Source organism: Mycobacterium sp. SMC-21 (genome assembly GCF_045310825.1).
GTDB lineage: Bacteria > Actinomycetota > Actinomycetes > Mycobacteriales > Mycobacteriaceae > Mycobacterium.
Map to the genome: position 1 here is coordinate 20682 of NZ_JBJIAO010000005.1, position 12797 is coordinate 33478.

Below are 12797 nucleotides of genomic sequence, written 5' to 3' on the forward strand. Positions count from 1 at the left end.
CACCCGGGACTCCACGGTGTGCCTCGGCGACCGCTGCCACATCGGCCGCCGTGATGCGGGTCGCGTTGAGCACCGCGTCGACAATCGGAATTGCTTGTGGTGCAGGGCGAGTGCGGCCGATGTCGAAGGCCGTCCGGGCCGCGGTGGTGACGGTGATGTCACCGACTACGCACAGTTCGCACGCGCCGACAGTCCACGACCGCACGGCGAGCCCAGCCTGAGACCGCCGATTTGCGCGCAAGATCTCCGCGGGGTCGCTTGGGTCCAACCATTTTGTGCCGAGCACCGCGGCTGCAGACAATCCGCACAGCGGCGCACCGCTCGCGAGCCAAGCGGCTTGTGCTCGGAGCTTCGCCGTCAGTTCGATATCTCGCGGTAGGTATACATCGCGGAATATCGACCGGTAATCGCGGGCCAGATCATGTCTGGTGAGCGCTCCCCGGCGTACTTCCTGACTTCCGATGAAAGGTTGCATGGCCACACCGTCGGTGGCGACACCGACGAATGTGAGTGCTGTGCACCCATAACTGGCTGCTTCTGTGCATAGACCTCACACTGGGGATAACTCAGTCGTCAGCGCACCGTCGCGAAGAACGCACGCACGTCGTTGACGAACAACTCGGGCTGCTCGAATGCAGCGAAGTGGCCACCGCGCGGCATCGTGGTCCAGTGGGTGATGTTGTAGCCGGTCTCGCACCAGGACCGTGGCGCCCGCAGGATCTCCTTCGGGAACGACGCGACGCCGGTGGGCAGCTCGACCTTCTTCTGGCCACCGCCGAACACCCGGAAGCTCTCCCAGTACAGCCGCGCCGATGACGCCCCGGTGGCCGTCGCCCAGTAGATCATCACGTCGTCGAGCATCTCGTCGCGACTCAGCGCGCTCTCCACGTCACCGTCATGGTCGGTCCACGACCAGAACTTCTCCACGATCCACGCCAGTTGCGCCACCGGTGAGTCGACCAGGCCGTAGCCGATCGTCTGCGGACGCGTGGACTGCTGCTTGGCATAGCCGGAATCGACGTCCTGGTAACGCTTCAGCGCCGCCAACGCATTCTGTTCCTCGGCCGTGAACTCCGTCGTGCCGGCGGCGGGACGGCCCATGGGCATGTTGGTGTGGATTGCGATGCAATGACCCACGTTCCGCCCGATCTGGGTCGTCACCGCCGCACCCCAGTCGCCGCCCTGCGCGCCGTAACGGGTGTAGCCGAGCCGCACCATGAGCTCGTCCCAGGCCCGCGCGGTCCGCTCGACGCCCCAGCCGGTGGCGGCGGGTTTGCCCGAGAAGCCGTAGCCGGGCAGCGACGGACACACCACGTGGAAGGCGTCTTCGGCCCGTCCGCCGTGCGCGGTCGGATCGGTCAGCGGGCCGATGACCTTCTGGAACTCGGCGATCGACCCGGGCCAGCCGTGCGTGATGACCAGCGGCAGCGCATCGGGGTGCGGTGACCGCTGATGGATGAAATGGATGTCCAAACCGTCGATTTCGGTGACGTACTGATCGAACCGGTTCAGCGTGGCCTCGCGGGCCCGCCAGTCGTAGCCATTGGCCCAGTAGTCGGCGAGGGCGCGCGTGTAGCCCAGCGGAATGCCCTGGCTCCAGTCGTCGACGCACTCGGCTTCCGGCCACCGGGTGTTGGTCAGACGATGGCGCAGATCGTCCAGCACGGCGTCGGGCACGGCAATCTGAAACGGGGCAATGTCAGTCACAGGATCCATTCTTACCTTGCGGCCCCGACGATCACGACGTCGAGGGTCCGTGGACCGTGTACACCCTCGACGCGCTGCAGTTCGATGTCGCTCGTCGCGCTCGGGCCGGAGATGAAGGTCAGCGGGCGTGACGGGTCGAGCGCCGCGAAGGCCTGCGGCACGGTGTCGACGATCTGGTCGGCCCGGATGACGCAAATGTGATGGTCGGGCACCAGCGTCAGCGCGCGGCGGCCCTGTGCCGCACCGGCATCCAGCACGATGGTTCCGGTTGCCGCGATCCCGAGGGCGCAGCCCGTCACCACCGCAGCGACGCTGTCCAGTACCTCGAGGCCGACGGGCGGGTCGTCGACGACGGTGTGGCTGCCTGTCACCCAGTCGGGCGGCAGGTCCGCGGGAACGACGGCGGTCCCGCTGCCGACGAGAGCGCTGATGGTCGGGGCGACCGCATCTGGCCCGACGCGGTGAACGCGCGCGCGGTAGTCGGCCACCGCCTCGGCGAACCGGTCGACGTCACCAGGGCCGGTCAGCGGCTGCCGGTCATAGTCGCGCGGCACGCGTACCTCGGCCGGCGGGGCTGATCCGAGTGCGGTGCGGATGCGCCCGAGTATCACTGCCCGCGCGTCGGTCATTGTTCACCGCCCCGGTTTCGGGCCCACCACTGCCGGAACGTCTCGGTGGGCGGTGCCGGAACATCCCGGCTCGCAGTCCATTTCGATGCCGGCCAGGGCAGTCTGCTGATGTGGTGGTCTTTCCCCGCTATCAGTCGGCCTACCCCGAGCGCTTTCTCCGCCAACCCGAACCGCGCCGCGGAACCCATGGCCCAGCCCGCGGCTTTCATCGCCAGGTCCTGTCCGCCCGGCAGCCCGCCACGTTCTGAATCGACCTGCACCGCACGCAGATGCACCAGGATCGACGGGATGTCGATGCGCACGGGGCAGGCCTCGAAGCAGGCGCCGCACAACGACGACGCGTACGGCAGGCTCGCGTTCGGGTCGTCGTGGCCGGTGGTCCCGGTCAGCAGGGGACTGAGGATCGCGCCGATGGGCCCCGGGTACACCGAGCCGTAGGCGTGCCCGCCGGTACGTTCGTAGACCGGACAGACGTTCAGGCAGGCGCTGCACCGAATGCAGTGCAGCGCAGCACGTCCCACTTCGTCGGCGAGGACACGCGTCCGGCCGTTGTCGAGCAGCACCAGATGGAACCGCTGCGGCCCGTCGCCGGGGTGCACGCCCGTCCACATCGACGTGTACGGGTTCATCCGCTCGGCGGTCGACGACCGCGGCAGCAGTTGCATGAACACGTCGAGATCGGTGAAGCGCGGGATCACCTTCTCGATGCCCATGACGGTGATCAGGGTTTCGGGCAGCGTCAGGCACATCCGCCCGTTGCCCTCGGATTCGACGACCGCCAGGGTCCCGGTCTCGGCCACCCCGAAGTTGGCGCCGCTGACGGCGACCCTGGCGGACAGGAACTTTCGCCGCAGATGCGCGCGGGCGGCCATGGCCAGCACGCGGGGCTCGTCGGTGAGTTCGCCGGCGCCGGGCATTTCGCGTTCGAAGATGTCCCGGATCTCCGCGCGGTTGCGATGGATCGCCGGAACCAGGATGTGACTCGGTTTGTCGTGTCCGAGTTGAACGATCAGCTCGGCCAGGTCGGTTTCGATGGGCGTGATGCCCTCGGCCTCCAGGTACTCGTTGAGCCCGATCTCCTGCGTGGCCATCGACTTCACCTTGACGACCTCGTTGCTGCCGGTGCCCCGGATCAGCTCGGCGACAATGCGATTCGCTTCGTCGGCGTCGCGCGCCCAGTGCACGGTGCCGCCACGCGCTGTGACATTGGCTTCGAGCTGCTCCAGTAACTCCGGCAACCGCGCCAGCACATCCTGTTTCAGGGCACTGCCGGCGGCCCGCAGCTGCTCCCAGTCGTCGCATTCGGCAATGGCGGCAAGGCGTTTGGCGCGGATCGTGCCGGTGGCATGGCCGATGTTGCGGCGGAGTTGCGCGTCGCCGAGGGCGGTGCGCGCGGCAGCCGGGAAGCTCTGGTCGCCACGGAGATTCCCCACGCCGGGCTGCCCGAGAAACACCGCGGTCATGGTGTGGCCGCCAGGATTTCGGCCAGGTGCACGGTGCGGACGTCGCTGCCGATCCGGCTCAGTCCGCCGCCGATGTGCATGAGGCACGATGCGTCACCTGCCGTGCACACCGCGGCGCCCGTCGTCGCGATGTTCGCCATCTTGTCTTCGAGCATCGCGGTGGACACGTCGGCGTTCTTCACGGCGAAGGTGCCCCCGAAGCCGCAACAGGATTCGGCCTGCGGCAGTTCGACGAGCGTCAGGCCGCGGACGTTGCGCAGCAATCGCAGCGGCTTGTCACCGACACCCAGCAGCCGCAGCGAGTGACACGTCGGGTGGTAGGTGACGCGGTGCGGGTAATAGGCGCCGACGTCGTCGACGCCGAGCACGTCGATCAGGAACTCGGAGAGCTCGAAGGTGTGCGCCGCAACCGAGTCCGCGCGCGCCGCCAGCTCGGTGTCGCCGGCGCGGTGCGCCACCATCGCGTGCTGGTGACGCACCGACCCGACACACGATCCCGACGGCGCCACCACGGCATCGAATCCGCTGAAGGCGTCCACGTGGTTGCGCACCAACGGCACGGCTTCACGCAGGTAACCCGTGTTGACGTGCATCTGGCCGCAGCAGGTCTGCCCGGCCGGAAACGCGACCTCGTGCCCGAGCCGCTCCAGCAGCCGCACCGTGGCGATGGCGGCAGCCGGGAACATGGCGTCGGCCAGGCAGGTCGCGAACAGCGCTATCCGCACCGGCCGACAGTACCCCTACCGGGCGTGCTGGTCCGCCACGTCGAGGGCGCGATCCAGGATTTCCAGCCCGGCCCGGACCTCGTCGTCGGTGGCATTGCACGGCGGCACCACATGGATGCGGTTGAAGTTGGTGAACGGCATGAGGCCGTTCTCCTTGCAGAACGCGATGACGGTGTTCATCGCGGCACTGCTGCCACCGTAGGGCGCCAGCGGTTCCCGCGTTTCGCGGTCCTTGACCAGTTCGACGGCCCAGAACACGCCCGCGCCGCGGACCTCACCGACACTGCGGTGCCGCTGCGCCATATCCCGCAGGGCCGGCCCGATGATGTCCGCACCGAGGTGGGCGGCGTTCTCGACGATGCCTTCGTCGCGCATCGCGTTGATGGTCGCGACGGCGGCCGCCGTCGCCAGAGGGTGCCCGGAGTAGGTCAGGCCACCCGGGTAGGCGCGCTCGGCGAAGGTCTGGAAGATGGCGTCGCTGATCGCGACACCGCCCAGCGGCACATAGCCGGAGTTGACGCCCTTGGCGAACGTCAGCAGGTCCGGAATGACATCGAAGTGGTTGATGGCGAACCATTTTCCGGATCGGCCGAAGCCCGACATGACCTCGTCGGCGATCATCACGATGCCGTACTCGTCGCACAGTGCGCGCACACCGGCCAGGTAGCCCGGCGGCGGCACCATGATGCCGGCGGTGCCCGGGATGGACTCCAGGATGATGGCGGCGATGGTCGAGGCGCCCTCGAGCTCGATGACGCGCCGCAGCTCGTCGAGGGCCCGGGCGGATTCCTGCTCCTCGGTCTCGGCGTGGAACACCGAGCGGTACAGGAACGGGCCGTTGAAGTGGACGACGCCGGCGGCGCCGCGGTCGTTGGCGAACCGTCGCGGGTCACCGGTCAGGTTGATCGCCAGGTCGGTGCCGCCGTGGTAGGCGCGGTAGCGGGCCAGCACCTTGTGCTTGCCGGTGTGCAGCCGCGCCATGCGGACGGCGTGCTCGTTGGCGTCGGCGCCACCGTTGGTGAAGAAGATGTGGTTCAGGTCGCCGGGGGTCAGCTCGGCGATCAGCCGCGCGGCCTCGGACCGGGCGGCGTTGGCGTGCTGCGGTGCGATTGTGCACAGCTTGGCGGCCTGTTCCTGAATCGCGGCAACGACTTTCGGGTGCTGGTGGCCGATGTTGGTGTTGACCAGCTGCGAGGAGAAGTCGAGCAGCCGGTTGCCGTCGCCGTCCCAGAAGTAGCTGCCTTCGGCCGCCGTGATGGTCATGGGGTTGAGCGCGCCCTGGGCCGACCACGAGTGGAAGACGTGGGCGCGGTCGAGGGCGTAGGCGCGCTCGGCTTCGGCGCGCATCGAGTCGAGGGTGTGTCCGGCGGGCAGGACGTGGTCCGCGGCGAGGGTCATGTCAGGTCCTCTATCTGGGTCGCGCGATCAGTTGTTTTCCGGGAAGCCCAGGTTGATGCCACCGTGGCTGGGGTCGGCCCAGCGCTGGGTGACGGCCTTGGCGCGGGTGAAGAACTGGACGCCTTCGGGGCCGTAGGCGTGGGTGTCGCCGAACAGCGAGGCCTTCCAGCCGCCGAAGCTGAAGAACGCCATGGGAACCGGGATCGGGACGTTGATGCCGACCATGCCGACCTCGACCTCGTTCTGGAACCGGCGGGCCGCGCCACCGTCGTTGGTGAAGATCGCGGTGCCGTTGCCGTAGGGGTTGTTGTTGATGAGGGCCAATGCCTCGGCGTAGGTTTCGACGCGCACGACCGACAGCACGGGGCCGAAGATCTCGTCGGTGTAGACGCTCATCTCGGGGGTGACGTTGTCGAGCAGCGTCGGGCCGAGCCAGAAGCCGTCTTCGGCGCCCTCGACGGTCAGGTTGCGACCGTCGAGCACGACCTTGGCGCCCTCGGCCTCGCCGGCGTCGATGTAGGCGGCGACCTTGTCGCGGTGCACCTTGGTGATCAGCGGGCCCATGTCGGAGTCCTTGGCGCCGTCACCGGTCTTGATGGCGGCGGCACGCTCGACGATCTTGGCGACGAGGTCGTCGGCGATCGGACCGACCGCGACGCAGGCCGAGATGGCCATGCAGCGCTCACCGGCCGAGCCGAAGCCGGCGTTGACCATGCTGTCGGCGGCCAGATCGAGGTCGGCGTCGGGCAGGATCACGGCGTGGTTCTTGGCGCCGCCAAGGGCCTGCACGCGCTTGCCGGAGGCGGTGGCGGTCCGGTAGACGTACTGTGCGATCGGGGTGGAGCCGACGAACGAGACGGCCTTGATGGCGGGGTTGGTCAGGAGCTCGTCGACGGCGGTCTTGTCGCCCTGCAGGACGTTGAAGACGCCGTCGGGCAGGCCGGCTTCCTTCCACAGTTCGGCCATCCACAGCGAGGACGACGGGTCCTTCTCGGACGGCTTGACGACGACGGTGTTGCCGGCGGCGATGGCGATGGGGAAGAACCACATCGGCACCATGGCCGGGAAGTTGAACGGCGCGATGATGGCGACGGGGCCGAGGGCCTGCCGGATGTTGTAGACGTCGACGTTGGTGGAGGCGTTCTCGGCGTAGCCGCCCTTGAGCAGATGCGGGATGCCACAGGCGAATTCGACGACCTCGATGCCGCGGGCGACCTCACCCATGGCGTCGGAGAGCACCTTGCCGTGCTCGGCGGTGATGATCGCGGCGAGCTCTTCGCGGCGGGCGTTGAGCAGCTCGCGGAAGGCGAACAGCGTCTGCACGCGCTTGGTGATCGAGGTGTCGCGCCAGGCCGGGAAGGCGGCGACGGCGGCGTTGATGACGGTCTGCGCGTCCTCGACGCTGGCGAGCGCGACCTGGCCGGTGACCTGGCCGGTGGCCGGGTTGGTGACCGGTGCCGACTGTCCCGAGGATCCGGTGAAGACGTCGTTGTTGATCCAGTGCGAGATGGTCTGCGAGGTGGTCATCGTCGAGGTTGGCCTTCCTGGTCGGGGCGGGTGTGCACTCAGCATGCCGCGATGGAACCTCTGAATCGGCCGACAATCTGTATCAAGTTCGACCACCCGATTTACACTTTGTAAATGCCCACCGTTGCCGAGATCGTCGCCCTGCCGGTCATCCAGCAGGGGGAGCCCGAGATTCTCTGCGCCACCGGATTCGACCGCCCGATCCGCTGGGTCCACGTCAGCGACGTCCCGGACCTCTCGGAAGTCCTGCAGGGCGGTGAGCTGGTGCTGACGACCGGTGCCGCGCTGCGGGCCGCGCCGCTGGACTACCTGCGGTCGGTCGCCGCCGCGCAGGCGGTCGGCGTCATCGTCGAACTGGGCGCCGGCGCCGTGCCGCTGCCCGTCAACGTCGGCGCGATCGCGGAAGAACTCGGGCTGGCCCTGGTGGCGGTGCGCCGGGTGATCAAGTTCGTCGAGGTGACCGAACAGGTGCACCGCGTGATCGTCGCCGACCAGTACCAGGAGGTCGATTTCGCGCGGCAGACGCACGAGGTGTTCACCGACCTGAGCATGCGCCGGGCGACGCCCGCCGGGATCGCCGAGGCGGCGGCGAATCTGCTCGGCGCGCCCGTCGTCCTCGAGGACCTCACCCATCAGGCGGTCGCGGTGGCGACGGCCGGGCGCCCGACCTCAGATGTGTTGCGGGACTGGCAACGTCGGTCCCGTCAGCACGAGACCGGGGCCGAACGGACCGACGACTGGGTGATCAGCGAGGTGGGACGCGGCGAGGATGCGTGGGGCCGTCTGATCGCGCTGAGCGCCTCGGACGACGTGGCGGGCAGGTTCACGATGGTGCTGGAGCGGGCGTCGCAGGCGCTGGTGTTGCACCGGATGGCCGAGCGCGGCCGCACCGACATCGAGCATCAGGCGCAGGCCGGCCTGCTGGAAGATGTTGCGCGCGAACGTATCCGGTTCGAGGATGAGGCGACCGCGCGCGCCTTCGCGCTGGGCCTGCGGCCGGCGGCGCAGTACCTGCCCGCGACGCTGCGGATCGCGGGCTGGGCCGCGCCGGATGGTTCCGGCACCGACCCGGTGTCCGAACAACGCCGCAGCGCGCGCCTGCTCGACGTGGTCACCCGGTCGGTGAAGGCGTTGGGGCACACCGGATTGTTCTCGCTACGCGGTCCCGGCGAGATCGCCATGGTGCTGTCGCTCAACACGCGCGCGGGCGGCGCGCTGGAACCACTGGGCCGGGCGCTGCGGCGCGACGCCGAACGTGCCGTCGACGCTCACGGCCTGGTACTGGGCATCGGTTCGCCGGCGGCGGGCCTGATCGACGCGATTCACCGCATCACCGATGCCGCCCATGTCGCCGAGGCGGCGCTGTCGCTGCCCGCGTCGCAACGGGTCTGCTTCCGGGTCGCCGACATCAGGCTGCGCGGGCTGCTGTCGATGCTGCGGACCGACCCGCGGGTGCAGCGATTCGCCGAGGGGGAGCTCCGCGCGCTGATCCTGCACGACATGGAGACGGGTGAGGGCCTGCTCGACGTCTTGCGCGGCCACCTCGAACTCGGCGGCAACAAGTCGGCGCTCGCGTCGCGGCTGCATCTGAGCCGCCCGTCGCTCTATGCGAAGCTCAGCCGCATCGAGCAGATCCTCGGCGTCGACCTCGCCGACGGTGAGTCGGCGACCTCCCTGCACGTGGCGTTGCTGATCCTGGAGACACGCAACGCTTTCGGTGGCGTCGGCGCACCGCTGTGACATGCTTCTGACCGTGTCGGGCACATCGCAGAACCGCCAGGGCAATGCCACCCGCGCCAAGTTGGTGAAGACGGCCGAGAAGCTCTTCGCCGAGCAGGGCGTGGACGCCGTCTCGGTGCGCTCGGTCAATGCGGCGGCGGGCCTCGGCGCCGCCTCGGTGCACTACCACTTCGGTTCCAAGGACGAGCTGCTGCGCGCGGTGGTGCTCGACCTCGGGGCCGCGGTGGGCTCGGCCATCCAGGCGAATGTCGATGTGCTGGCGGCGGATTCGGCCGCGCCAACACCCGACGCGCTGGTCCGCGCCGTCACCGCGCCCTATCTCGATCTGCTGCGGCGCCAGCGCACCCGCGGTATGCGCTGGATCAAGATCATGGCCCAGATCACCCAGGCCGGCCCGGCCGACGAGAACATCGAGCCCAAGCTGCGCGTCGCCCTGCTGGCGCAGGTGCGGCGGGCCTTCCCGAACGCCGACGAGGCCCGGCTCGAGGCCCGCTGGGCGGTGTCGATCATGGGCTTCGTGCAGGGCCTGAGCCGCGCCGACGAATGGGACCGCGCCAAGCTGTCGGCCCCGGCACTGGAAGCGTTCTACGAAGACCTCGTGACGTTCGTCGTCGGCGGCACCGAGCGCCTCCTGAACTCTTAACCGCGAGCGGCCGTGTCTGTACGGCAACACGCCGCAATCTGCGTGCATTTTCGTCGCACTCGTGGCTGACGAGCGCGCCCATATTTCTGGATCACTTGATCCAATCGAGTGATCGGATTACAGTCGGCCGGGCAAGCCGAGACAGCCCTCACCGAGAATCAGGAGACCACCGTGAGCAGCGTTGCCCAGTGGAGCCCGACGTCCATGAAGTTCGGGGCGTTCCTCGCCCCGTACCATCCGCTCGATGCCGACCCGGCGTTGCAGTTGCGCCGCGACATCGACCTGATGACGCATCTGGACCACCTCGGTTTCGAAGAGGCCTGGATGGGGGAGCACCATTCCACCGGCGCCGAGATCGTCCCGGCGCCTGACGTTTTCATCGCCGCCGCGGCCGAGCGCACCGAGCGCATCCGCTTCGGCACCGGTGTGATGTCGCTGCCGTACCACCACCCGCTGATCACCGCGGACCGCATCACGCAGCTGGACCTGCAGACCCGCGGCCGGCTGATCGTCGGAACCGGCCCGGGCAAGATCCCGCTCGACGCGCACATGATGGGCATCACCACCACCAACCAGCGGCGCATGCAGGGCGAGGCGCTGGAAGCCGTCCTGCGTCTGCTGCGCGGTGAGGTGGTCAACATGGAGACCGACTGGTTCACCCTGCGCGACGCCCGCGCCCAGCTGCCCACCTACAACCCGGCCGGCATCGAGGTGGCCACCGCCTCGACCATCTCGCCCAACGGCTCGGTACTGGCCGGCAAGCACGGACTGTCGCTGCTGTCGCTGGCCGCGAGCTCGCAGGCCGGCTACGAGTCGCTCGACCGCAACTGGGGTGTATACGAACAGGTTTCGGCCGAGAACGGCCATGTCGCCGACCGGTCGACATGGCGTCTGGTCAACCCGATGTTCATCGCCGAGACGCGTGAGGAAGCCGAGCGCGCCGTCAGCCGCCGGATTCACGCCATCGCCGAATACGTCAACCGGCAGCAGAACATCAACCCGGACTGGGCGCAGACGCCGGCCGGCATCATCGACTACTGGCGGAACGAGTCGCTCGGCGAGTTCGGCCAGGCCATCATCGGCACGCCGGAGGACGCCATCGCCCAGATCGACCGCCTCATCGAGAAGACGGGCGGCTTCGGCACGCTGCTGATCATGCACGTGGACCTCGCCGACTGGGAGAACACCAAGCGCAGCTATGAGCTGTTCGCCTCCGAGGTCATCCCGCACTTCCGTCGCCGCAACGTCGCCCGGCAGGCCAGCCTGCAGTTCGCACAGGACAACTCCGAGGTGCTGATCGGCAATCTCGTCGGCGCCATCACCAAGGCGTACACCGATTACTACGGCCGGCCGACCGACCTCCCCGCCACTCCGGCGCCTTCAACCGAACTCAACACCGCAGGAGCACACGCATGAAGGCAGCGCAGTTCATCGACGGCCAGTTCACCGTGACGGACGTGCCGGAGCCCCCGGTCACCGGTCCGGGCCAGCTGCGTATCAAAGTGGCGGCCTGCGGCATCTGCGGCAGTGACCTGAGCATGTCCAAGGACCCGTGCCGGTTCGTGTCCGTCGCCGCCGGGGCGGGCTTCCCGTTCGCGGTCTTCGACGCCACCCGTCCGGTGGTGCTGGGGCATGAATGGGCGGGCGTCGTCGTCGAAACCGGCAACGGCGTCGAGGATTTCACGGTCGACGACCGCGTCACCGGGCTGGGTATCACCACCGAGCAGAACGGGATGCCGACCATCATCGGCTACTCGAACGACTACCACGGGGCCTTCGGCGAGTACATCGTCGTCGACGCGTTCTGGGTCCGGCACGTGCCCGACGGCCTGTCGCTGGAGCATGCCGCTCTGGCCGAGCCGCTACACGTCGGCGAGATGCACATGCAGCAGTCCGGGCTGACGGCCGCGGATACCGCACTCGTGATCGGCTGCGGTTCGATCGGTCTGGGCACGATCCTCGCCGCGAAAGCTGCCGGCGCGCACCTCGTCATCGCGTCCGAGCCGTCGCCGAAGCGGCGCGAACTGGCCGCGAAGATGGGCGCCGACATCGTCGTCGACCCGGGCGAGCAGGACCCCATCGAGGTCTACAACGAGTTGCTGGGTAGCGGCAAGACCGGCGGCGGCCTGCTGATCGCCTACGAGTGCAGCGGCCGGGTCGGCACGCTCAACACCCTGACGCACACGCTGCCATGGGGTTCGCGGATTCAGGTGGTGGCATCGCCGTTCGCCGAGGAGACCATCATCCCGGTGGTGGCGCAGATGCGGCAGATCGCGATCAACTTCGGTCACGGCCCCTACGAGCAGGCGTACGAGAAGGTGCTGGCTCGACTGGCTGCCGGTGAGATCGACGCAGAAGCCCTGATCACGGGACGTACCGGGCTGGACGGCATCGCAGATGCGTTCACGGCACTGCGGAATCCGGACGAGCACGTCAAGATCCTGGTACTGCCGTCCTGAGATCGTGAGCAGCGTTACCGACGTCTAGCCGTGTCGATCACGGGACAGGCGGGCCCGGGTGCGGCACAGTTAACTGTATGGCCGGTCAAATGATTCCGAAGCCCAGCGATCTGAAGGCCGCGGCCCAGTCCGCGGTCGATGCTGCCCAGTCCGCCGTCGAGATGACGCAGGCGGTGGCCAGCGGTGCGTTGCGCATTCCGCCGGCCTCCGTCCAACTCGCCGCCCAGGTGCCCGATCTCATCGAGAATCTGGCGGTGGCCACCGAGCGGCTCAACACCACGATCGACCGGACCGAGCGGGTCATGGCCATGGCCGATCCCATGTTCCGCACGCTCGACGCCCTGCTGCCGCAACTGGAAGCCCTGGTCAATACCGGCAACGAGGTGTTCCGGCTGCTGTCGAACATCCCCGGCGTTTCGAGGCTGAATCCCTTCGGTGGCGGGCCCAGGCCGCCGCAAGACAAGTGATTTGTGCACGATTTTCCGCGGCCAGCGCGGAAAATCGTG

The 12797-nt window shown here is 68.3% G+C and carries 11 protein-coding genes; 5 read left to right on the forward strand and 6 right to left on the reverse strand.

Annotated elements, in window-relative coordinates:
- Window positions 1-573 precede the first annotated feature (573 nt).
- The 6 genes from ACJH6H_RS07280 to ACJH6H_RS07305 are packed head-to-tail and all read right to left on the reverse strand — an operon-like array spanning window position 574 to window position 7449.
- A complete protein-coding gene (locus tag ACJH6H_RS07280; RefSeq protein WP_406774643.1) occupies window positions 574-1698 on the reverse strand; it encodes an epoxide hydrolase family protein in 1125 nt (374 codons plus the stop codon).
- Window positions 1699-1718: 20 nt separating this feature from the next.
- Window positions 1719-2336 (reverse strand): lactate utilization protein C, encoded by a 618-nt coding sequence (locus tag ACJH6H_RS07285; protein WP_406774537.1) that lies wholly within the window; start codon window positions 2334-2336, stop codon window positions 1719-1721.
- Window positions 2333-3799, reverse strand: a complete 1467-nt coding sequence (locus tag ACJH6H_RS07290) for a LutB/LldF family L-lactate oxidation iron-sulfur protein (RefSeq protein WP_406774538.1) — start codon at window positions 3797-3799, stop codon at window positions 2333-2335. Before ACJH6H_RS07290 ends, ACJH6H_RS07285 begins: the two co-directional genes overlap by 4 nt.
- Window positions 3796-4524, reverse strand: coding sequence for a (Fe-S)-binding protein (locus ACJH6H_RS07295; protein WP_406774539.1), 729 nt, complete (start codon window positions 4522-4524; stop codon window positions 3796-3798). The genes ACJH6H_RS07290 and ACJH6H_RS07295 overlap by 4 nt, the downstream gene beginning before the upstream one ends.
- Window positions 4525-4539: 15 nt before the next feature.
- Entirely contained in the window at window positions 4540-5922 is a 1383-nt protein-coding gene (locus tag ACJH6H_RS07300; protein WP_406774540.1) for an aspartate aminotransferase family protein, read from the reverse strand.
- Between the two features lie 27 nt (window positions 5923-5949).
- Window positions 5950-7449: a CoA-acylating methylmalonate-semialdehyde dehydrogenase gene (locus ACJH6H_RS07305; RefSeq protein WP_406774541.1), complete on the reverse strand. Its 1500-nt coding sequence runs from the start codon at window positions 7447-7449 to the stop codon at window positions 5950-5952.
- A gap of 114 nt (window positions 7450-7563) precedes the next feature.
- Between ACJH6H_RS07305 and ACJH6H_RS07310 the strand changes: the two genes are divergently transcribed.
- From ACJH6H_RS07310 to ACJH6H_RS07330, 5 genes are all read left to right on the forward strand, one after another.
- Complete coding sequence (locus ACJH6H_RS07310) at window positions 7564-9189, forward strand: PucR family transcriptional regulator (protein ID WP_406774542.1); 1626 nt, start codon at window positions 7564-7566, stop codon at window positions 9187-9189.
- 13 nt (window positions 9190-9202) lie between these two features.
- The gene (locus ACJH6H_RS07315; RefSeq protein ID WP_406774543.1) at window positions 9203-9832 is read left to right on the forward strand and encodes a TetR/AcrR family transcriptional regulator; all 630 of its coding nucleotides are present in this window, start codon (window positions 9203-9205) and stop codon (window positions 9830-9832) included.
- Window positions 9833-10003: 171 nt separating this feature from the next.
- A complete protein-coding gene (locus tag ACJH6H_RS07320) occupies window positions 10004-11248 on the forward strand; it encodes an LLM class flavin-dependent oxidoreductase (protein WP_406774544.1) in 1245 nt (414 codons plus the stop codon).
- A complete protein-coding gene (locus ACJH6H_RS07325; protein WP_406774545.1) occupies window positions 11245-12291 on the forward strand; it encodes an alcohol dehydrogenase catalytic domain-containing protein in 1047 nt (348 codons plus the stop codon). The genes ACJH6H_RS07320 and ACJH6H_RS07325 overlap by 4 nt, the downstream gene beginning before the upstream one ends.
- 77 nt (window positions 12292-12368) lie before the next feature.
- Window positions 12369-12758 (forward strand): hypothetical protein, encoded by a 390-nt coding sequence (locus ACJH6H_RS07330; RefSeq protein WP_267325862.1) that lies wholly within the window; start codon window positions 12369-12371, stop codon window positions 12756-12758.
- Window positions 12759-12797: the final 39 nt, after the last annotated feature.

Excerpts from the sequence above, each read along its gene's own strand:
- ACJH6H_RS07285 (WP_406774537.1), bottom strand. The coding sequence starts at position 2,336 with ATGACCGACGCGCGGGCAGTGATACTCGGGCGCATCCGCACCGCACTC.
- ACJH6H_RS07290 (WP_406774538.1), bottom strand. The coding sequence starts at position 3,799 with ATGACCGCGGTGTTTCTCGGGCAGCCCGGCGTGGGGAATCTCCGTGGC.
- ACJH6H_RS07300 (WP_406774540.1), bottom strand. The coding sequence starts at position 5,922 with ATGACCCTCGCCGCGGACCACGTCCTGCCCGCCGGACACACCCTCGAC.
- ACJH6H_RS07305 (WP_406774541.1), bottom strand. The coding sequence starts at position 7,449 with ATGACCACCTCGCAGACCATCTCGCACTGGATCAACAACGACGTCTTC.
- ACJH6H_RS07310 (WP_406774542.1), top strand. The coding sequence starts at position 7,564 with ATGCCCACCGTTGCCGAGATCGTCGCCCTGCCGGTCATCCAGCAGGGG.
- ACJH6H_RS07325 (WP_406774545.1), top strand. The coding sequence starts at position 11,245 with ATGAAGGCAGCGCAGTTCATCGACGGCCAGTTCACCGTGACGGACGTG.
- ACJH6H_RS07330 (WP_267325862.1), top strand. The coding sequence starts at position 12,369 with ATGGCCGGTCAAATGATTCCGAAGCCCAGCGATCTGAAGGCCGCGGCC.